Annotated in this window: 21 protein-coding genes and 1 tRNA gene; 3 read left to right on the top strand and 19 right to left on the bottom strand. The window is 56.2% G+C overall.

The window, feature by feature from the left end:
* Nucleotides 1-229: 229 nt before the first annotated feature.
* From AC06G8_RS08760 to AC06G8_RS08710, 11 genes are all read right to left on the bottom strand, one after another.
* Nucleotides 230-1054 (bottom strand): carbohydrate ABC transporter permease, encoded by an 825-nt coding sequence (locus tag AC06G8_RS08760; RefSeq protein WP_480285046.1) that lies wholly within the window; start codon nt 1052-1054, stop codon nt 230-232.
* Nucleotides 1047-1940: a carbohydrate ABC transporter permease gene (locus AC06G8_RS08755; protein WP_480285045.1), complete on the bottom strand. Its 894-nt coding sequence runs from the start codon at nt 1938-1940 to the stop codon at nt 1047-1049. The genes AC06G8_RS08760 and AC06G8_RS08755 overlap by 8 nt, the downstream gene beginning before the upstream one ends.
* A 109-nt stretch (nt 1941-2049) precedes the next feature.
* Nucleotides 2050-3369: an ABC transporter substrate-binding protein gene (locus AC06G8_RS08750; RefSeq protein WP_480285044.1), complete on the bottom strand. Its 1320-nt coding sequence runs from the start codon at nt 3367-3369 to the stop codon at nt 2050-2052.
* A gap of 171 nt (nt 3370-3540) precedes the next feature.
* Nucleotides 3541-5304 (bottom strand): cache domain-containing sensor histidine kinase, encoded by a 1764-nt coding sequence (locus tag AC06G8_RS08745; protein WP_480285407.1) that lies wholly within the window; start codon nt 5302-5304, stop codon nt 3541-3543.
* 24 nt (nt 5305-5328) lie between these two features.
* A complete protein-coding gene (locus AC06G8_RS08740) occupies nt 5329-6888 on the bottom strand; it encodes a response regulator transcription factor (RefSeq protein WP_480285043.1) in 1560 nt (519 codons plus the stop codon).
* Nucleotides 6889-7125: 237 nt separating this feature from the next.
* On the bottom strand, nt 7126-8337 hold the full coding sequence (locus AC06G8_RS08735; protein ID WP_480285042.1) for a chromate transporter: 1212 nt from the start codon (nt 8335-8337) through the stop codon (nt 7126-7128).
* A 344-nt stretch (nt 8338-8681) separates the two neighbouring features.
* A tRNA-Leu gene (locus AC06G8_RS08730) sits at nt 8682-8768 on the bottom strand.
* Between the two features lie 97 nt (nt 8769-8865).
* Nucleotides 8866-9327: a TFIIB-type zinc ribbon-containing protein gene (locus AC06G8_RS08725; RefSeq protein WP_480285041.1), complete on the bottom strand. Its 462-nt coding sequence runs from the start codon at nt 9325-9327 to the stop codon at nt 8866-8868.
* Nucleotides 9328-9359: 32 nt separating this feature from the next.
* The gene (locus AC06G8_RS08720; protein ID WP_480285406.1) at nt 9360-9563 is read right to left on the bottom strand and encodes a hypothetical protein; all 204 of its coding nucleotides are present in this window, start codon (nt 9561-9563) and stop codon (nt 9360-9362) included.
* Between the two features lie 145 nt (nt 9564-9708).
* On the bottom strand, nt 9709-10038 hold the full coding sequence (locus tag AC06G8_RS08715) for a hypothetical protein (RefSeq protein ID WP_447661940.1): 330 nt from the start codon (nt 10036-10038) through the stop codon (nt 9709-9711).
* An 87-nt stretch (nt 10039-10125) separates the two neighbouring features.
* A complete protein-coding gene (locus AC06G8_RS08710; RefSeq protein WP_480285040.1) occupies nt 10126-10698 on the bottom strand; it encodes a xanthine phosphoribosyltransferase in 573 nt (190 codons plus the stop codon).
* A 161-nt stretch (nt 10699-10859) separates the two neighbouring features.
* Here AC06G8_RS08710 and AC06G8_RS08705 point away from each other — a divergent pair, with 161 nt between their 5' ends.
* On the top strand, nt 10860-11906 hold the full coding sequence (locus AC06G8_RS08705) for a YkvI family membrane protein (protein ID WP_447661942.1): 1047 nt from the start codon (nt 10860-10862) through the stop codon (nt 11904-11906).
* On the opposite strand, the gene AC06G8_RS08700 is transcribed toward AC06G8_RS08705, so the two are convergent.
* On the bottom strand, nt 11903-13045 hold the full coding sequence (locus AC06G8_RS08700; protein ID WP_447661944.1) for a glycosyltransferase family 4 protein: 1143 nt from the start codon (nt 13043-13045) through the stop codon (nt 11903-11905). The two genes, AC06G8_RS08705 and AC06G8_RS08700, sit on opposite strands and share 4 nt — an antisense overlap.
* Before the next feature lie 194 nt (nt 13046-13239).
* Between AC06G8_RS08700 and AC06G8_RS08695 the strand changes: the two genes are divergently transcribed.
* Nucleotides 13240-14433 carry a GGDEF domain-containing protein gene (locus tag AC06G8_RS08695; RefSeq protein WP_480285039.1) on the top strand — a complete coding sequence of 398 codons (1194 nt, stop codon included), beginning with the start codon at nt 13240-13242 and terminating at the stop codon, nt 14431-14433.
* On the opposite strand, the gene AC06G8_RS08690 is transcribed toward AC06G8_RS08695, so the two are convergent.
* The 6 genes from AC06G8_RS08690 to AC06G8_RS08665 all read right to left on the bottom strand — a co-directional run bounded on the left by AC06G8_RS08690 (nt 14410) and on the right by AC06G8_RS08665 (nt 18387).
* Nucleotides 14410-15114, bottom strand: coding sequence for an HAD family hydrolase (locus AC06G8_RS08690; protein WP_447661946.1), 705 nt, complete (start codon nt 15112-15114; stop codon nt 14410-14412). The genes AC06G8_RS08695 and AC06G8_RS08690 overlap by 24 nt on opposite strands.
* Nucleotides 15092-15856 (bottom strand): metallophosphoesterase family protein, encoded by a 765-nt coding sequence (locus AC06G8_RS08685; RefSeq protein WP_480285038.1) that lies wholly within the window; start codon nt 15854-15856, stop codon nt 15092-15094. The genes AC06G8_RS08690 and AC06G8_RS08685 overlap by 23 nt, the downstream gene beginning before the upstream one ends.
* Before the next feature lie 74 nt (nt 15857-15930).
* Entirely contained in the window at nt 15931-16680 is a 750-nt protein-coding gene (locus tag AC06G8_RS08680) for a DUF4247 domain-containing protein (RefSeq protein WP_447661948.1), read from the bottom strand.
* 12 nt (nt 16681-16692) lie between these two features.
* Nucleotides 16693-17199 (bottom strand): DUF4178 domain-containing protein, encoded by a 507-nt coding sequence (locus AC06G8_RS08675; RefSeq protein ID WP_480285037.1) that lies wholly within the window; start codon nt 17197-17199, stop codon nt 16693-16695.
* 38 nt (nt 17200-17237) lie between these two features.
* The gene (locus AC06G8_RS08670; protein ID WP_048744563.1) at nt 17238-17654 is read right to left on the bottom strand and encodes a DUF350 domain-containing protein; all 417 of its coding nucleotides are present in this window, start codon (nt 17652-17654) and stop codon (nt 17238-17240) included.
* Between the two features lie 67 nt (nt 17655-17721).
* Nucleotides 17722-18387 carry a PspA/IM30 family protein gene (locus tag AC06G8_RS08665; protein WP_447661950.1) on the bottom strand — a complete coding sequence of 222 codons (666 nt, stop codon included), beginning with the start codon at nt 18385-18387 and terminating at the stop codon, nt 17722-17724.
* A gap of 216 nt (nt 18388-18603) precedes the next feature.
* Between AC06G8_RS08665 and AC06G8_RS08660 the strand changes: the two genes are divergently transcribed.
* Nucleotides 18604-19683 (top strand): AI-2E family transporter, encoded by a 1080-nt coding sequence (locus tag AC06G8_RS08660; protein WP_447661951.1) that lies wholly within the window; start codon nt 18604-18606, stop codon nt 19681-19683.
* A gap of 237 nt (nt 19684-19920) precedes the next feature.
* Here AC06G8_RS08660 and AC06G8_RS08655 read toward each other — a convergent pair whose 3' ends face one another.
* Nucleotides 19921-20694, bottom strand: a complete 774-nt coding sequence (locus tag AC06G8_RS08655) for a DUF3891 family protein (protein ID WP_480285036.1) — start codon at nt 20692-20694, stop codon at nt 19921-19923.
* Nucleotides 20695-20802: the final 108 nt, after the last annotated feature.

Below are 20802 nucleotides of genomic sequence, written 5' to 3'. Positions count from 1 at the left end.
TCGGCACGTACTTCGGATGCCTCCGTTCTCCGAGCCTTTTCTTTTCCCGACCTTCTGCAGCCAGCCAAGGCCGCTCTCGCTTGCAAGCGTACAAACGAAAAAACCGCAAGAATGGGAACCAAGTTCCCCTTTCTTGCGGTCTCTTTCCCCCATCCGCCTAAAATCTTCGAAGGCCTATCGGGAACAGCGATGCGATTGCAAATGTTCTACTGTTGCCGTCTGATTCCGGTTATTTGACGGAACCCGTCATGCCCGCCACGAAATGCTTTTGCATCAGGAAGAAGACGAGCGCGGTCGGCAGGGTGCCGATGACGATGGCCATCATGATGACTCCGTAATCCGGAGTATAACTTGAGCCGAGATTGGAGATGAGCAGAGGAATGGTCCGAGTATCCTCCGATTGAAGCACGATCAATGGCCACAGATAGTTGTTCCAGCTGGACATGAACGTGATGATCGCCGCTGCGGCGTAGGTGGTTCTCATCGTCGGGACGAAGATGCGGAGGAACAGCCCCAGCTCGCTCACTCCGTCGATCCTCCCCGCTTCCAGCAGATCGCGCGGAAACATCTTGGTGCTCTGGCGGAAGAAGAAGATCAGGAAAGCGGTTGTCATCGTCGGCAGCACGACGGCGGCGGCTGTATTGATTCCGATGAAGGGTACGCTGCGGGAGACGGCGGCGAAAATCCGGTACAGCGGAACCATCAGCGCGGCAAAAGGAATCATCATGGACAGCAGCAGAATATTGAAGACGATATCTTTTGCTCTGCTGCGATAGACCTCGAACCCGTATCCGGCCAGAGAGCCGATGACAAGCGCCAGGAATGTGGTCGTCAGCGAGACTTTGGCGGAATTGGCCAGCGCGGTCACGACATCGTATTGATCGAACAGATTCCGCATGTTCACGATCAGATGGCTGCCTGGCAGCAGCCTCCCTTGCGTCACGTCGACGGATTTATTCGTCGCGCTGACGATCATCCACAAGAACGGGAACACAGAGACGACGGTGGCCGCGATGAGGAAAGCATACGTGAAAGCCCTTCTCGATTTAACCATTTCGATCACCTGCCGCTTTGAACTGGATGATGGAGAAGAGGACAATCAGGGCTACGACGGAATAAGACACCGTAGCCGCATATCCGAAGTCAGGCGTGTACTTGAAGGACAGGTTGTAGATGTACTGGGAAATGGTCGTGGTCGCGTTGCCCGGACCGCCCCTGGTAATATTCATGACCTCGTCGAAGAGCTGCAGCGTACCGATCGTGGAAGTGATCGAAGTGAACAGGATGATCGGCTTCAGCAGCGGCACGGTGATGCCGAAGAACTGGCGGACCGGACCTGCTCCGTCGATGCGGGCTGCTTCATAGATCGAGTTGTCGACGTTCTGGAGCGCGGAGAGGTAGAAAATCATGTTATAACCGGTCCATCGCCACGTGATGGCGATGATGATCGTCGCTTTGGCCCAGAAAGGGTCCGTCAGCCACCCGATCGGCTGGGAGACGAGATGGAGCTGCATCAGCGCCGTGTTGACCAGTCCGTCTTGGCCGAACAGGTACTTGAAGATGACGGAATAAGCGACCAGGGAAGTGACGCAGGGCAGGAAGATCGCCGTGCGGAAAAAACCTCTGAACTTAAGCCCGCTGTCGTTGAGCAGCACGGAAATGAACAAAGCCAGGATGATCATGATCGGAACCTGGATGATGAGGTACGTGAACGTGTTCTTCACGGCTGCCAGAAAGGTCGAGTCTCCGAACAAGCGCCCGTAGTTCGCAAAGCCGGCAGCGTGCAGGTTCGTGCCTTTGCCCGATTTCAATGACAATAGGAACGCTTGAATCATGGGATAGAAATAGAAGACGCAGATCAGCAGCACCGCAATCGAAACAAATATCCAGCCGATGGCTTGGGATTTCCGCTGCAATCTCGCTCCGGTTCTCGCATTCATGCGGGAGCAGCTCCTTTCTTTTGAGGACGCCAAATAAGGGGAGAGCGTCCGGAAGCTGGCCAGGTGTCTCCACACCGCCTGCCTTCGGACGCCCAAGATTCCGGATAGATTATTGGGTTTGCGCTTCCGCCTGCTGCTGAGCGTCCTTCAGAACATCGTCAATCGATTTCCCGCTCAAGAAGTTCTGCATTTCCACGATCAGGATATCTTCGATCGCATAAGTGCTGGCGCCATAGTTGACACGCGGGATCTGATTGGTCCAGTTGGCGAAATCGGCGATGACGGTCTGATTGTTATAGAATGGATCCGCTTGGGAATAGGCTTCTCCGGAGGCGGCCGGCGCATAGGTTCCGATGGCGCCGATGTCGGTGATCAGCTTCTGGTACAGCTCCGTGCTGGAGCCGAAGGTTTTGGCCATGAAGTCGGCAGCCGCCTCTTTGCCGGGCACGTTGAGCACATACCACGAGCTGCCTCCGAGGTTGGATGCATTGACGGCGCCCGATTGGCCGGACAGTCTTGGAATCGGCACGACCGCCCATTTGCCGGATTGATCCGCTTGCGACTTGATGGAAGCGCTGATCCAGTTGCCGGTCGGCACCGAAGCGACATCGCCGCTGTTGAATGCGGCCAGATATTGGCTCCAATCGGACACCGGCTTGACCATGTTGTCCTTGATCATCGTTTTGTACAGCTGGAAGGCTTCCTTGAGGGCAGGGTTTCCTTCCAGGTAAGGCTTCTTGCCGTCTTTGTCCATGTACCAGGAGCCTGCCGTCTGGATCATGGTCCGGACAATTCCCAGGTCGTTGGGATCCAGGGCGAGCATATTTTTACCGGTCGCTTCTTTTACTTTTTTGCCGATCTCGATGTACTGGTCCCAAGTGATGTTTTGCAGGTCGGAAGTTTTGTAGCCGGCTTTCTCCAGATAATCCGTCCTGACGAACAGGCCGGTTACGCCGGAGTCGAACGGAAGGCCGTAATTTTTGCCATCGACGCTCGTCGGCCCGATTTTGTATTGGGCGAAGTCGGAGCCTTTAATTGAAGAGGTGAGATCGAAGAACATATCCGGGAAAGCCTGGAGGAAGCTTTGCGCGCGATAGTCCTCGATCAGGACGATATTCGGAAGCCCTTTGTTCGATCCCGAACCGAAACCGGTATTCAGCTTCTGGACGATATCGGCCTGGGCATTTTCGATCACGGTAATTTTGGTGTCCGGGTGATCCTTTGCATACATTTCCTTCGCGAGCTCCAAAGCTTTGATGTTGAAGTTCTTGTCCCAAGCCCAGATCGTGATTTCCTTGGAAGAGCTGCCGCCGCTTTGCTCATTTCCGCCTTTATTGGCGCTGGAGCTGTTGCCGGTGCCGCTGTTGGAGCTGCAAGCGCTTAGGATCAGGAGCAATGCCATGGCTAAAAGCAAGGTTGCTTTTTTCATTTCTCGAACCCCCAAAATCATAGTTTGTAAGCGATTTCCGCCGTGAAGCCATCGTAGCATCGGCGAAAATGAGGGGGTTAGCATTATCTTTATCTCAACCGGTACATTTATTGCTTCCCTGCAGATGACAGCCCTTTCATTCCGCACTGTATTTGGAAAGTAGCACGATCTTCAGATCTTTTGAAAAGGAATCCGAATCCGTACGCGCGTCCCTTCTCCCTTCACGCTGTGGATGGAGATTCCGCAAGGTTCACCATAGAGTAGGATCAGGCGGTCGTGGACATTGCTCACCCCTATTCCCGTGAACAGCTGCCGCCGGCTCTTCGAGCTCTTGGGCCTCGGCTCGCTCATGTCCATGCCGTCTCCATTGTCGGCGACCTCGCATGCGAGCGTCTCGCCTTCCCGGGTAATCGTAACGTACACATGACCTTCAGGCTTCGTATTGAAAGCATGGAAAAAGGCATTTTCGATGAAAGGCTGGATGATGAGCTTGGGCAGAGACGCTTCCTTGCAGTCCTCCGATACGAAATACTGAACCCGGATGCGCTCGCCGTAACGCACCTGGTTGATGAATACGTAATGCTTGAGATTGTCCAGCTCCTGGTCGACCGTGACCGTCTCGCTGATGTTGCCTATGGCGTTCTGGAGCAGAGAGATCAGGGCGTTGATCGTTTCCGCCGCCTTCTCACGGCTCCCCTGCTTCACCATGAATTTGATCGAGGCCAAAGTATTGTAGAGGAAATGGGGATTGATCTGGCGCTGCAGCGCGGCCAGCTCCGCCTGCCTCTGCTTCTGCTGGGTCTGCACGAGCTGCTCCACATATTCATGCAGCTCGTCGAGCATGAAGTTGAAGGCTTGGGCCAACTGCCGGGTTTCATAACTTCCCGACACCTTCACGTAATGATGGAACTCGTACTTCGAAATGGTGGAGATCTGTTTGACCAGCCGAGTCAGCGACTTCGTCATTTTGCGGGTGATGAAGAACACCACGATGAGGGCTCCGGCCACGATGGCCACACAGATCAGAAGGATCGACCGGGTATCGATCAGTTGTCCGAGCGCCCACTGCTTGTCGATGAGATTGACGATGTACATGTCGTAGAAAGAGAGGTCCTGCGCTAGGATCAAGTCTTTTTTGCCCATGAATTCCGCTTCCTTGAAGGAAAGTCCCTGCTGATGGATGTCCACGGCATGCCGAAGCAGATCAGGAGCCTCTTGACCGATGAGAGCTGAATCGTTGCTGGAGAGGATGACGCCGGATTTGCTCAGGATCACCACCGAGTTCCCTCTGCTCGTGTAGCTGCTGTAGAAGCTTCTCAGCTGGCTCTCTGGAATCGCTACGTACAAAGACCCGTATACCTTTCTCGTCGTCCGGTCCATCAGCGCCTTCGCCGCGACAATAAAAGGCTTTTGCTCTCCGTGATCCGGATCGTAATGGAACTGGTACTGGAGCCGGTCCGGCACCGACTGGACGCTCTTTGTAAGCGGGCTTGCCTTGAGCTGCTCGTCCGTAACGGACCAGATGTTGCGGTTGGTCGAATATGTGCGGCCGTTGTTCCCGAGCAAGAGGAGATCGACATCGTAGGCATCGAGGTTCGAGCTGCTTGGCTTGACTTGCTTGCTCATGCTGTAGTAGCTCTTGAACAAGGTCGCCGAATCGGTAGTCCCTTCCGTAAGGAACTGCCGCACCGTCCCGCTTTGCTGGATGTTGATGATCGATGTGGAGACGGAATCGTTGAACGATTCGAACCCCGACTTGATCTGGCTGATCACCTTGGCGTTCGTGATGCTGAACGTATCGATGAACAAGCGCTCGGATATCCGGATCGTGCTCCAGGAGGTAAGAAGCGAGACGGATACGATGCTGAGCAGCAGAACGACAAACATCTTCATGAACAAGCCGTGGAACTTCAATCGTTCCATTCTCCGCTTCATTGCCTTCATGCCAGCCATCCTTTTCTATTTCGCATAATGGCGTCGATACTCGCTTGGCGAGAAGCCCGTCGCCTTCTTGAACACTCTGGAAAAATAATTGGGATCCGAGTATCCGACCCTCTCGCTGATTTCGGAAATCGTCGCCTCTCTCTGCCTCAGCAGCTCGGCGGCGTTGTCCGTACGGATCTTGTTCAGATACTCCGTGAAGCCCTCCTTGTTATGAGAGGCGAAGTAGCTGGACAGATAAGAGGGGTTGAAGTGGAAGTGCTTGGCCATTTCCTTCAGCGTGAGAGGCTCTGCATAATTCTTCTCGACATATTCAAGCAGCCTCTTCATGTTGCTGCCGCCGGGCTGCCCCTGCTGCCCGATGCACAGCTTCGCCTCCTCGACGAAAGCATTCAGGCATTCCACTGCGTCCGCGGCGTACAAGGACTCGTTGATCTCGTTGAAGTAAGCGTATTTGACCCGTTCCAGCTCCTTGACGTCATGCTTCCCATTGACCAGAAGCACCGTAATATTGAACATGATCGCGGTCAGGAACGATTTGAATTCGAACACATCCGTCTCGCAGCATAAGGCCCATGCTTCCACATAGTTCTTCAACTCCTCAAAAGCAGCTTCATAACGGCCATGCCGGATTTCGTCCGCGAACCGATTGAGCTGGAACGGCCCCGGCGACTGCCCGGCATCCGGCAGCTCCTCCTCCACGATGACCCTCCGGTCCGGGAAATAGAATCGGCCTTTCAGCAGCTTGGATAGCTCGCTGTTGTACACATCCGCCGTCAGGGCGATATTGCCGTAGACATGGCTCAAGGCGAATGCGGCATGCGGAAACTGTTCCTCCGTCAAGCGGGCAACGGCTCGCACGGCTTCGAGAATGCCGGAAGTGTCGCGAGTCTCCAAGTTGAGCAGAGCAAGGAAAGATCCGCTCTTCGGCTCCAGCACGCATGCGGCCGTGTCCGGCAGCAGGCCAGCCAGCATTTCCTCCACGCTCTTCCGCATTTCTCCTGTGCCGCCGGAATTCGAGAATGGACGGGTATTCAACTCGGCTCCCACCAGGCAGAAATGACGATGAGGAAACATTTCCTCCATCCAAGCTTGGTCCCAATCCGCTCCGCAGCCGTCAAGCAGCCTTTCAACCGCCGCCCTCTTGGAGAGCTTCTCCGGGGAGGCAAGCTTTTCGCTTGCGAGCGCCGGAATCCGGGCAGCCGTTTCTTTCAAGATGCGCAGCAGCTCGTTCTCTTCCAGTTTGGGCTTCAAGATATAATCGGCGACGCCGCTTTGGAAGGTCGCTCTCACGTAATCGAATTCTCCGAAGCTGCTTAAGATAATGACCTCGATATCCGGATAACGGCTCTTGATTTGCCGTGTAAGCTCTTCCCCATCCATGACAGGCATGACGATGTCCGTCAGCACGATATGGGGACGGAGCTTGTCGATGAGCGACAGCGCTTCCTTGCCGTTGGAAGCCTCGCCCGCTATGCGGAACCCTTCCTGCTCCCAATTCAGATAATGCTTGATGCCTTGCCTGATCAGCACCTCGTCGTCCACCAGCACAATGTCGCACCATACTTTTTCCGACATGGTCAGCCCCCCAATGATAACGCTGTCATTTCGAAGATGCCGACATCCTTGGATGCCGATCTATCCTGCTTAAATGAAAAAAACCACCATCCTCCTTTGCGCCGATCGCAAAGGGGGGACAATGTGGTTTATCCGGCTCCTACCTGTTATGAACTTGATTTCATAGTAGCATTTCGAGGCCCAAAAGAAAACGGGGTCCGTCCCGCGTTGATCTATTAACAGCACAGGCAAAATCGTTCAAACATGTCCGATCAGCATTCCGCCAATCGCACCCGTAATGACAGCAACCCAAGGCGGCAACTTCCAAAATACGAGCATCAAAAACAGAATCGTTGCGAGAGCAAAGTCAGAGGGAGCCAGAATAGCCGTCGTCCACAACGGGTTGTAAAGCGCTGCTAACAAGATGCCGACGACCGCTGCGTTCATCCCCATGAGCACCCCTTGTACGTTTGGACTTTTACGCAACGAGTTCCAAAAGGGTAATGCGCCTACGATCAAAAGAAAAGCAGGCAGAAAAATGGCGGCTGTTGCAATCAGGGCCCCCTTGACCCCGCTAATCATTGCACCCAAATATCCAGCAAAGGTGAACAACGGTCCAGGCACCGCTTGTGCCGCTCCGTATCCGGCTAAAAAATCCGTCTCGCCGATCCACCCCGGCGGTACAACTTCCCTTTCCAATAATGGAAGCACGACGTGGCCTCCGCCAAATACAAGTGAGCCTGCTCTATAAAAGCTATCGAACAAGGACAGCCAGTCCGCGGCAAAGGCTTGTCTAAGAACCGGCAATGCAATCAGGAGTCCAAAGAAAACAGCCAAACACATGACAGCAAAGCTGCGGCTGATGGAAACGGTAAGATCCGCTGTTTCCGGAACATCCGTTTTTCGAAACAACATCATTCCAATCATCCCTGCGAAAGCAATAAGCAGGACCTGACTAAAAGCTGCCTGCCACAAGAGCGAGACGGATGCAACAATAATAGCGATAGTCGCCCTGTTTCGATCTGGAGCGAGTTTTTTTCCCATTCCAAGTATGGCTTGTGCAACAATGGCTACAGCGACGATTTTAAGACCATGAATCCATCCAGAGCTGCCGATATCAAATCCCTTCAAAAGGAAGGCGAACAGTACCAGTACAATGACCGATGGCAGCGTAAAGCCAAGCCAAGCAGTCAGTCCGCCGAGTAGTCCGGCGCGGATAACGCCGATTCCAATCCCAATCTGACTACTGGCAGGACCGGGCAAAAACTGACACAGTGCGACCAGATCCGCATAGCTCCGTTCGTCCATCCATTTGCGGCGGCGTATGTATTCGTCATGAAAATAGCCAAGATGAGCAACCGGCCCTCCGAATGAAGTGAGCCCCAGTTTTGTTGATACAGCTAATATTTCAAGGAGAGCCCGAGGATGGTTTTTAGGCTCATTCTGAACAGCGTCATCATTCTTTTCCACTTTCTGTATTTCCCCCTTGACGTTCTGCCGGTTGGTCCGCTCATAAACCTTGCTGCGCGCTTCAGAAAGGACTTGGTTGCTAAGCCCAACACCAATATAAGGTTCGTGGCTTTCGTACCAATTCTATCTTTTCCTTTGCCACAATGGAAGCAGCTTTCTTGTTTTGTCGGTGAGCTTCAGATCCGCGGTAAACTCCTGCTGTCTCTTCAGGGAGCGGACAAATCGTACGGAATGACAAAAATGAAAGCGGCATTCATCTGCCCAAGAGAGGAGCAATAGCTTGAAATGAAAAAAGGTCCCCAATCTGCCTTGGCGAGCAGATCAGAAACCTGTTGCTGATAAAGTGGTGCGGTCAAGAGGACTTGAACCTCCACGTCATTGCTGACACTAGAACCTGAATCTAGCGCGTCTGCCAATTCCGCCATGACCGCAAGTAAAACGCTTCGGCAGCTGATGAAACGCTGCAACGTTGATTATATTATCATGGCGGTCATAGCCAAGTCAATGTAGTTCAAGAAGTTCCGCAATTCAGATTTTGGATGAGCTAGGCTGATAGGCGTAGCTGCCTCCCGCCTCTTGTCCACCCGCATTCTCATGTACCCTCCCGAAATCTTCGGGAGGCGTTCCATAAGCCTGGATATGCAGATCTGTATTCGCTGCCCGAACCTCCTCCGGCACATAGCCGTATCGGCCGGAATCGGAAGCCCCGTTGTCGGACAGCTCCGGGGCTCCGTAAACAATCGCATCGTTTCCCAGTTTTTCAATGCCGGATCGATCGGAGCTTTCCTTGACCGCCGAGCCGAACGGGGCCTTCTGCGCAGGCTCAGCCGCAGGACCGGGAGTGTAAGGATACAGCTCCACCCCTCCGAATGCCAGCTTGTCCTCTTCATGTCCGGTCAGCCGCACGCTTCCGCATACCGGGCATTTGTGAATCGAGATTCCGTCCGTCTCCGAATGATTCATGACCATATGGTCGTTAGGGCATAACATGTTGCGCCGCCTCCTTCGTTTGTTGAGGACGATCAGGAACGCGGAGCCGCTGCAGGCTCGTACCGGTAGCTCCGGCTTAGCTTGACGACACGCTTGTTGGGCCTTCGGATCATGACCGAATCTTCATCCCAGGCTACCACGATTCCGAGCACATCGTTCTGCTCCATCTCATCCCGGATCACCCTGACCTTCTCTCCTGAGAGCCGATATTGGTTCAGCAGGTCTTCGCTTGCGATGTTCATAAAATTACCCTCCATTCTCTAGGTTGAAACAATTCCAGCTTGCATATCGTGTCCTTAAGACGCAAAAAAGCCCCGGAAGACTGGCTGACCGCATGTCTCCCGGGCCTCTCTATGCTTCATTCGGCGTTGCCGTCAGGCTTCATTCGGCGTTGCCGACATGCTCCTTGGTGTCGTTGGTCTCGAACCATTCGTCCAGAACCCTGGAAGACATCACGCGCTTGCCGATGTAGTCGGCCTGGCGTTCGGTGAACTGGCCCTTCCACTCCATCCCCAGCTCCTCGCTGAGCTTCACGACCGTCAGCAGCTCCGACCAGGCGACGTAGCGCTTATACCAGAAAAACTGCGGATGCTCGATCATATAAGGATAGAGATCGTCAAACTCCGTATGCTTGCAATCGAGCGCGCGCTCGAAATGGACTTTGGCATCGGACAGCTTGGATTCAAAAAACTCGGAACTCGCGTTTTCCATATCCTTATGCCTCCCTTGAAGATCTTGTTCCTATTATAGGGGATACGCCTATCGGGGAAAAGAGTTGATTTCCCGCTGCTGTTGTGCTCAATCCGCGAACACAATGTTCCCGTTCTCGAGCGAGGCGATCTTGACCAGCGATTCCACGCGGATTCCGCTCTCCCGAATCGTGCTTGCGCCGGCTTGGAATGCTTTCTCCACGACGACGCCGAGACCGGCCAGCGAAGCGCCGGACCGCTCGATGATCCGGACCAGGCCGCGCGCCACATCTCCGTTGGCGATGATGTCGTCGATGAACAGCAGCCGGTCGTCCGCAGAGAGCATGGACTTGGAAACCATCAGATCCGTGACGATCCCCTTGGTGAACGAAGGCACCCGTTCCGAATAATGATCCGGATCGGCGATCAGCGTCTTCTTGCGGCGGGCGAACAGCAGCGGCACCCCGAGCTCGAGGGCGGTGGCAAATGCGACAGGAATGCCGGACGATTCCACCGTAATGACTTTGGTCACCTGCTCCTCGGCGAAGATGCGCGCGAATTCCCGCCCCATCTCCATCGTGAGGACAGGATCGACCTGATGATTCAGAATCGCATCGAGCTTGACCACGTCGCTCGACATGACAGAGGCTTCCTGCAAGATGCGTTGCTTCAATTGTTCCATGGCGCATTAGTCCCTTCCGGCGTCATTCTTTCCGTTAAATTATCATAGCTGGAGCGTTCGCGCAACCCAGGACCGGCTCGCCGCCTGCCAAAGACTTGTCATGCCCGTCCCGTCCCAGTCATAGGATGGTAAGGATTGATTCAGAAGCGGAGGCGACGCGGATGCCGGGACGCACAGGGCGAGTGCTGCAGATCGGGTTTACGTATATGGGCACCATCGTCGGAGCCGGCTTCGCGACCGGACAGGAAATCTTGCAGTTTTTCACCCGGTACGGCTACTGGGCTTCCTTCACGATTGCTGTCGCGACGGTTTTTTTCATCTGGCTCGGAGCCAAAATGATGATTCTGGCCGGGGAGATCGGCGCCAAATCCTACGAGGATCTGAACAAGGCGCTGTTCGGCCGCTCGATCGGGCAGCTGGTCAGCCATTTCATGCTTGTCGTGCTGCTCGGCGTCAATGCGATCATGCTCGCCGGAGCGGGAACGATCTTTTATGAGAACTGGAACATCTCGTATCAAACCGGCCTCGTTGTCACTCTCGTCGCCTGTTATGCGATGCTGAGCAGAGGAATGAAGGCGATCCTTACCGTCAACAGCATCGTCGTGCCCGTCATGCTGCTGTTCACCGTGTTCGTCCTGTTCGACACTTTCCATTCTCCCGGCTCAGGTCGCTGGATCACTTTGCAGACCGACGCATCGCCGCTTCGGATATGGGCTTCCCCATTCCTGTATACGGCTTTCAACCTCGCCATGGCCCAGGCCGTGCTCGTGCCTCTCGGAGCCGAGATCGCCGACCGCAAGGCGATCAAGCTCGGCTCCTGGTTCGGAGGCTTCGGCATCGGCTTCATGCTGCTGGCGGGCCATATCGCCCTCAGCTCTCATATGCCGGGCGTCCAGCAATATGCGATTCCGATGGGCGGCATCGCGCGGCAGCTCGGCAGCGGCGTGCAGCTCATCTACATTTTCCTGATCTTCTCCGAGATTTTCACGACGCTGATCGCGGACGTATACGGCCTAGCGCTCCAGCTGCAGGACCGTCTCCCCATTCCCCGGAATTTGATCATCATCCTCATCCTTATCTTCTGCTATCTGCTAAGCCAGATCGGCTTCGGCCCGCTCGTCTCGACGCTCTACCCGTTGTTCGGCTTCGTAAGCCTCGGATGGCTGCTGCTGATGATACGCAAAAAAACCGGGAGGGGGGGGAATTAGCCGTTCCCGCCCGCTTCAGGCGCCGTCTCCAGATAGACCTGCTTCAATTGGGAAATCACTCTCGTGAGGGAATAGGCTTTCTTCGCTTTGTCCCATGCCGCTCGCGCCAGCTGATAGCGGAACGTCGAATCCGTCACGAGGCTCTCCAGCGCAGCCGCCAGCGCGGCCGGATCGTCCGGGGGAACGAGCAGTCCGTTCACGCCGTCGTCGATCTGCTCGCCGATGCCGCCGACATCCGTCCCGACAAGCGCAAGCCAGCATAAGGCCGCTTCGGCGAACACGCTGCCGAACGCCTCCGCTCTGGACGGAAGGACAAAAACGTCGAAGAAGGGCATGAACTCCTCCGGATGGAGCATGTAGCCGTAAAAGATGATGTCGTCATATAAGTCCAGGCTCTGGGCCAGCGCCTCGAGCTCCTCGCGGATCGGGCCGTCGCCGATGATGTGCAGCACGAACGGATGCCCTTTGGCCTTCAGCTCCGCGCAGGCATGAAGCAGGATGTCGATGCCCTTGGCCGGGACGAGCCGGCATACCGTAATGAGCTGGGGAACCGCATTTTCATGGCTGATCGGCTTGAATCTGCGCTCGTCGAAGCCGTTGGCGATGATTCCGATCTCTTCGGGGCGCTCCACATAGGGCGCCAGATAGGCGCGGAATGAATCCGATACCGTCAGGATCCGGTCCGCGGTATCCTCGATTTCCTTGTAGATGGATGTCAGGAACCGGTGTTCGGGACCACCCTCCCGGATTTTGCCGTTCAGGATCAGCTCCCTCTCGTAGCTGGAATGGATCGTGACGACCAGCGGCGTATCCGGAAAGACCTGCTTCATGACAAGCGCAGCTACAGGATGATGCGCGTGGATCAGATCATAGGAGCGCTTGATGCGCAGCTTCGTCCACCACAAGTAATCCCGAAGCGTCTGCAAATATTTGGCCGTAATCGGATTGTCCTCGTATTCGCCCGCATCCAGATGGAGGAACGGAAAGTCCTCTTTTCCTTTGCCCCGGATTCTTTTGGGCAGGGAGAACAGCTCTGTCGGCCAGCCGACTTTGTTGAACCTCTCCTGCATGTACGGAACCATGGAAGAAACGCCGCCGGGCTGTTCCGGCGGAAAAAACAAGGCCTGCAAAATTTCCATCGTCCGCATCTCCTCCGAACAGACATGATCATGTTATACTAGAACGGACGTTCCCTCTCATATCTTCCTCCCGTCAAGCCGATACCGCCATTGTAGCATGAATGGTCCATCGATAGATTCAAGGCAGCAAGATAATGAAGATCGAGATCCGAAGTCGCAGGAAGAAAAGTTGACAAAGACGGAGTGTAATCGCTATGACCAATTGGATGTCGAATCCTTCCATCGGACTGTTCGCTTCAGCCTGCTCCCTCACCGTGCTGGCCATGATGATGTTCATGTCCGTGCGCCTGTACCGCAGCTACCGGCGGCATCCCGTCTACCGGCTGCTGATCGTCGTGCTGCCTCTCCTGATGATGCTGCAGCTGCTTCAGGCTGCCGGGGCCGACGGCGGGACCTCCCCGCCGCTTCTTCAGCTCGGGACCAGACTGCTGGGCATCTTCGCTTTCATCATTATAAACTTTGTATTTATGAAATTATACAGCCATCCCGCCGTCCGCCTCAAGGGTGCGCCCTTTTTCCTGATGGCGCTCGCCGCCGCTCTCATCGCGGGACTCGAGATCGCATTCAACCCGCGGCTCCTGGAGACTTCCGCCGGCGCGCCGATTCCGTTCGTAGGCCTTGATTTCTATGGGATTCTCGTCAATTTCCTGATTTTGCTGGACACGAGAGGGGTCGAGCTGCGCACGAAGTATTCCGTCGGCCTCATGATCTATTTCGCCGGAGACCTGGCCCGCGTCACCGACCGCTACGTCTTCCAAGGCAGCGTGCCGATGCTGCTGCTGCTCTCGAGAATGCTGCCCGTCATCTATTTCATCCTGCTTTTCCTGCTGCTGTTCGAATGGGTGGTCGACAGGCTGCTGACGACTTACCGCTCCTCCATCACCGACGGGCTGACGGGATTGTACAACCGCAAGCACTTCCATCAGAAGGCCGGCCAGATGATGGTGCGCGGCAAGGGAATCGCCGTCATCTTCGGCGACATCGACAACTTCAAGAAGCTGAACGACACCCACGGGCACCATCGGGCGGACGGGGTGCTCAAGCAGGTCGCCGAGATCATGCGGGAGATCAGCCAGAGCGGCGGCATTGCCGGCCGTTACGGGGGCGAGGAGCTGCTGCTCGCTGTCGGCTCCGGGGACAAGGCCGCCGAGATCGCGGAGCTGCTCCGGCGCCGGATCGAAGAGGAATCCATCGTTACGATGAGCATCGGCGTCAGCTATTCCCGCAGCGGCAGCACCGTGGAGGAAGTCATCCGGGAAGCCGATGAAGCCATGTACCGCTCCAAGACGACGGGCAAGAACAAAGTGACGGTCGTCAATGCGCCGGTCCGCTCGGGGCGCGGCAAAAAAAGCGGCTCCCTGAAATCAGGAAAGCCGCTTGATGGATGATGCCGTCTGGCCCCATGCATGCCGGATCGCTTGGGGAAGCTCGGCCAGGCTTGAGATGACGGCATCGGGCATGACCGCGATGGACTCGTTCCAGGGCTGGCTCCGCTTGAGCCATACGGCCCGCATCCCGCTGAGAAGTGCTCCTTCGACGTCGTTGACGGGATGATCCCCGACGAAGAGCGCCTGTTCGGGACTGACGTCGAGCTCAGCCAGAGCCCGGGCGAATATGAGAGGAGACGGCTTCTTGATTCCGGCCGACTCCGAGACGACGATGGAGCCGAACCAGCCCCGAATGCCCAGCTTGTCGATCTTGCCGTTCTGGATGTCGTCCCTGCCGTTCGTGACGATGCCCAGCTTGTAATAGGGACGAAGCGCGGACAACAGCTCTCTCATCCCTTCCATCGGAACGGCGGAAGCCACATAATGCTTCTGGTAGTATCGGTACAGCTCTTCCCACCCCGCCGCCGGCCTGCATGGAAGGCGCTGCAGTATTTCCCGGAACAACTGCGGTTTGTCCTTGTATCCGTCTTCATCCCATTCGACGACAGAATCGATCCAGCTCTGGCGTTCCTCGCCCGCGGCATCGGCGTAGTCATCCGCCAGCCTGGAGGCAAAGCGGAGGAAAGCGGCCTGGCGGTCGAGCAGCGTGTTGTCCAGGTCAAACAGGATCGCGCGTATCATCGGCATCGCCTCCACTGTCTAATCGTTTTGCGCGATAACGGCCGGTTCTCAGCTCCAGCGTGTAAGCGGCGGTATCGGGCATGCCGGCCTCGAGCGCAAGCCGTACCGCCTCCTCGATATCATACGGCACCCGGATCAGCTGCAAGGAGAACGGAGCCGTGCTGTCCGCCTGCCGCGATCCCTCCAGAACCGCATAAGAAGCTTGCGTCATATCCAGCGGGTTGCCTACGCTGCCGCAATTGAACAGCATCCGGCCGTTCAGATGCTGGACATAGGCTTGGTGGATATCGCCGTATCCAAGCACGTCGGCCCTCTCTGCCTCCCCGAGCGGAGGCTCGAACATCGCCAGCCTCGTCTCTTTGGAATCCCAAGGCTGCACGCGCTTATACACGCTTTCCGGAGAGGCATGGAGAAGTCTGATCAGCCTGCCGCTCAAAACATATTCCGCGAAAAAGGGAAGACCGGCCAAATAGCGGAGCCGTTCCTCCCCGAGACGGGCTTGATGCCACCGGATGAATTCGAGCTCGGATTCCTTGCTGATGAAGTCATCCCAGTTCCCCTTGATGACGGCTTCGCAGCTGCTGCGGATCCTGTCGACAGCTTCAGCCGAGCCCGGTCCCTTGCCGATCAGATCGCCCAAGCAGACGATCCGGCCGATTCCCCGTCTGGAGATGTCGCCCAGCACAGCTTCGAGCGCCGGCATATTGCCGTGGATATCCGAGATGATGGCGATTCTGTCCATAGGCATCCTCCTTGATGAAGCGCGCCTGATCTAAGTCTATGCCGATTGCGGATTCGGCATATCTATCTTGCCGGTTATCGTCGGCGTCTTATTTTGCCGGAGCTGCCGAACTTCGTCTTCGGCACGCTCTTGCGCGGAGACAGCCACGATCCGCTGCTGCCCGAGGAGGATCCGCCGTCCCGCTTGATCGTGCCTTTGCTTCCGCTCGAGGTCGTCGGATTGCGGTCGAAGAGGCCTCCGCTGTCGCTCGGACGATCCGTGACCTTGCCGCCTCGCTTGGTGATGAAGCCTTTTCCGGGCACTGTAAGAGGGGGCGCCATCTTTTTGTCCGACGCGGTAGGCGTCCGGTACGAGCCGGTCGCCGGCTTGTAGACATCGCGGCCTGTATATCCGCGGTATTTGCCGTAGCTCCCGATGGTATCGAACAGCTGTCCGACCAGCACAGCCGTCAAGTAGCCTTCCAGGAAGGAAGGGCTGTAATTTCGCTGTATGAATTCCTTATTGTCAATCTCGATCAGCGTATCCTGAGGCTCGGCCGGATCCCTCTGCAGATGATACCATTGGTCGGAATACACGAGGAACATCCGTTCATCGTCCGAATCCGACATCTGCTGGGGCTTCTTCTGCTCCGCAAGCCTCGCCGCGACTTCCGGAACGGTCTCGCCTGCAGCCCGGTACACATAGGAGGTCTGGCCGCCGTCCTTGCTTACCGACACGAGCGGGTACTGATCGCTTACTCTGGGAGCTCCGCAGCCGCTGAGCAGCGATACCATCAGCGTCGCGGCCAGGACCCACTTAAGGGCGTTCAACCACTTTTTGCCCATCTGCTAGCCCTCCTAGCTTCCCCGCAGCACCTTCACGTCGGCCGTAAGGATCGATTCCCCCTCATAGAGAAGGATTCTCCCTTCCTGCCATTCGATGCGGAGCAGCCTGCGGTCGTCGGATTGGTACTGCCATACATGAAGCTCCCCCGCCGCCTGATGCGGCGAGCGGCCCGTCACCTGGACCGGCGACGAGTAGTTCTCTTCCAGGTAGTAGTCTCTTCCGTCCAATTCCATCGTGGAAGGGATCTCTTCTATGGAATCCATCCTTCCGTCCACCGGAGCATACAACGTATACTCGGTGCTCTGACGGTCTTCGATATGGAGATAGCGCAGATCCGTCCCGTCCTGGAGGGAAAGGAATGTTTCCTTGCGCCTGACGTTCTGCGTCTTGCCGATGACCTCATAGGTGACCAGAGACACCTCGCATATATCGCCCGGTCCCAGCGTGAGCAGGCTCTTTTCAGACTTGGGCGGCTCCGGCTTCCGGAGGATGCCCGAGATTCGTTTGAACAGGCTCATCTCCCGTTCCTCCTGTCTATAGGTTCCGTCCTTATGCGTTACAGCGTGGAAGCGACGATCAGCGCCCCGGTGAGATGCAGAGATCCAGCCAGCAGCGCATGGGCGATCTTGCCGTCCTTCGTCCCTTCATCGAGATGGAAGCCTCCAAAGCGGTCCAGCAGCCGGCGAACGACAAGCTCGATGATCAGCAGGATGACGAAGGAGACGACCGACACGATCAACGCCTCGGACAAGCTGTAAGAGGTGCGTACCGCTTGGGCGAGTATGTATCCTTGGGCAAATAATTTCATGATAAACCGAGTCGTCACCGCTACGTTCCCCTTGCGCATCTCCGCAAGATCCTTATAGCGGGTCGTCAGCGAATCGACGGCCATCAGCAAGGCCAGGAGCAGAGCTCCGGCAGCCGTCCAGGCGAAAGTTCCGGTCAAGAGCCGGACAGCGGATTCAAGCGTCATCAGAAGTTCCCCCGTTCATTAGATAAGGGGCGGCCGCGCCATACGGCACGCGCCTCCCCTTACAGCCTTATTTTTCGTATTGCTTCAACAGGGCGGCCAGCTCATCCTCGACAGCCTTGTCTTTGCCCAGAGCCTCGAATTCCTCGTCGAGCGACTTGCCTTTGTCGTTCAGCACGTTGCTCGCCTCGGCCTGCGATTCCATCTGGAGCACCTTCTCCTCCATGCGCTTCAGTCCGGCCATCGCCGTATCGTTGCCGAAGCCGTTCATCGTGCGGTTGATGTCCACTTGGGCTTTGGCCGCATTGGCGCGGGCTACGAGCGTCTCGCGCTTGTTCTTGAGGTCTGCCAGCTGCTTCTGCATCTGGCCAAGCTTCTCGCGCAGGTTGTCGGCGGAAGCCTTGTTGCTGTCGTAAGCGGTCTTGAACTCGTCGCGCTTCGCCTCGGCGGATTTCTTCTCTTCCAGAGCGCGGCGGGCTAGATCTACATTGCCGTTCTGGACGGCGAGATGGGCTTGCTCGTTGCGCTTCTGCGCGAGCGCTTCCTGCTCTTCATATTGCTTCTTGAATCTTTTTTCAAGCGCGATCTGGGCGGCGACCGCCTTCTCGGCATCTTCCAGATCGTCGGCCATGTCACGGATGTATTGATCGGTCATTTTCACCGGATCCTCGGCTTTCTCAATCAGGGAGTACACATTGGAGAGCGTCAGGTCGCGAAGCCGTTTGAACAGGGACATCGTTTATCTTCCTCCTTAGGTCGGTTCTGAATGGAATCGGCATGAGCATAGTTAGCTAGTAAGAAGCTCTGAACCGAATTTTTTCTGCCGTTGAATCTACATACGGCGCAGCGGCAGGAAGGTTTCTTTCTCACCACATTTTTTGCATGGATTAGAGCAAGCGCCGTCAGGGTACAACTGTGGTAAAAGCTTCGACTGTTAATGGGGGTCTGCCGGGTGAAAATCGGACGTTTCTATCAAATCTGCATCAGCATCATTCTCGTGCTTCTCATCTTGTACCTGATGTCCAAGCTGGACTTCGTCTATCGTCCGGTGCTGCTGGCATTCAACATGCTCCTGCTGCCGTTCGTCGTGTCCTTCTTCTTCTATTACCTGTTCAGGCCGCTCGTCACCCAGCTCCACAAGTGGAACCTGCCCAAGTGGCTGGCCGTGCTGCTGCTGTTCATCCTGATCTTCTCCGTCTTCGCTCTGCTGATCGTGCTCGTATGGCCGCCTCTGCAGTCCCAGACACAGGAATTCCTGAACAACCTGCCTGCCTTGGCCTCCGCCGTACAGGACCAGATCGACTATCTGCAGCAGCAGAGCATCGCGGGCTTCAGCCTGAAGGAGCTTGATCTGACGACCAAGGTGTCGACCTACCTGGAGCAGTTCATCAACTACGCTTCCACTTACCTGCAAGGTGCCGTGTCCATCGTGACTACTGTCTTCCTCGTCGTCGGCACGGTGCCGGTGCTGCTCTACTATATGCTGAAGGAAGACCGGAAAGGCTATACATCGTTCGTCCGGTTCTCTCCGGCCAAATACCGCAGCGATGCCATCGAAATCTTCAACTCCATCGACAAGATGCTCAGCGAGTTCGTGATCGGGCGGGTCGTCTGCTGCCTTGCGCTCGGCGCATTCTGCTATGTCGGCTTCTTGATCGTGGACCTGCCTTATTCGCTGCTGCTGGCGATATTCGTCGGCTCCATGAACATGATTCCCTATATCGGTTCCATTATCGGCGCGGTGCCATGCATTCTGATCGCCTTCACCGATTCCTTCTCGTCCGCCGTATGGGTTCTCGTCATCATCCTGATCGCCCAGCAGCTGGAAGGCAACCTGATTTCCCCGTTCGTCTACGGGAGAACGATGGACATCCACCCGCTCACCACGATCGTCGTCGTGCTGATCGCCGGAGCCGTCAGCGGCATCGTCGGCGTCATGATCTCCATTCCCGTCTACATGATGGCCAAAATCATCATCCTGCAGATCGCGGAGCATTACGAGAAGAGGGCGCAGCCGGAAGGCTCATCTTGATTACAAGATGGGGGCTCGCCTGGAAGGCTTTCCTTGATTACGAAAAGAGGCCTCGCCCGGAAGGCTTTCCTTGCTTTGGAGCCGGCCGCGCTCAGCTCCGAGAAGCATTGAAGCCAGGCCGTTCCTCAAGCGGAGTCCGCCTGTTCCGTCCATCGTCATTTGCAAGCAGCCGCCTGTGCTCAGGCGGCTTTTGGGCTTGCGGACGCAACTGCTTCAAAAAATATCCTTCAGACCGAATCACTCCGGCGGCAGCCAGGTGACTTCCTCAATGGTCCAAGAAGTTCGGCTGTAAGCCGCGTCGATTCCGATCTCCCCGGCGAATCTTCTCGGAATTCTCTTCACCGGAAGCGAGGTCGTCAGCTCCCGCTCCAGCACGGGAGCGGAGAACCGCACCGCGCCGGGGCCTTCCCAGCTGGCGGACAGAATGTCCCTGTCCGGAAACAGCTTGCGGGAAGCGCCGAACCCTGCCCGGTACCATGGATGCTCCTGATTCTTGGGCGTGCCGGGATCGTTGAGGCAAGCGTACAGCGACAGGCTGTCGAACAGCTGCAGCCGCGCCATATCCAGCGCAGCCTCTTCGGCATTCGCGCGCATATTCATGCGGATCCGCCTCTGCCTTTCCTCCTCGCGCTTGCGGAACGCATCGACCTGCGCTCCTTCGAACCCTTCGAAAAATGCGGTGTAGAACAAGCTGATCAGCAGCCCCGCATAAGGGCTTACAGCCTCAGCTTCTTCGATGCCTCTCCGGTAGTAGGCCATCTTGGGCAGGAGCGGATAATCCTCGAATGCGAACGGCCTGCCGGCGGCGTCATTCCAGATCGGGGTCTCGTCCAGCTCGATCCAGCCGCGGTCATGCTGCTCGATCGCATAAAGCAGCTCCGCGGAAAACCTCCCGATCGGCAAAAAGCGGTCCGACGCCGCTCTTGCCAGCGCCGCCGACAGCGCGGCATGGTCATGCTGGCGGATCAGGACGAACTCTTCTTCCATTTCCCGAATGATCAGGGCGAACACCCTCCTACTTGGCTAGATAACGGTTATTGATCGGCTTCTTGCTGCCAGACCTGTATGCTCCCCACTTTACCACATCCGCCAAGGGATGGAAAAGTCTGCAACTTCAAC

The sequence above is a fragment of the Paenibacillus sp. SJS-P3 genome, from assembly GCF_056711585.1.
Note: the sequence above shows the minus strand (reverse complement) of the source record. Positions and strands in the feature narration are given on the sequence as shown.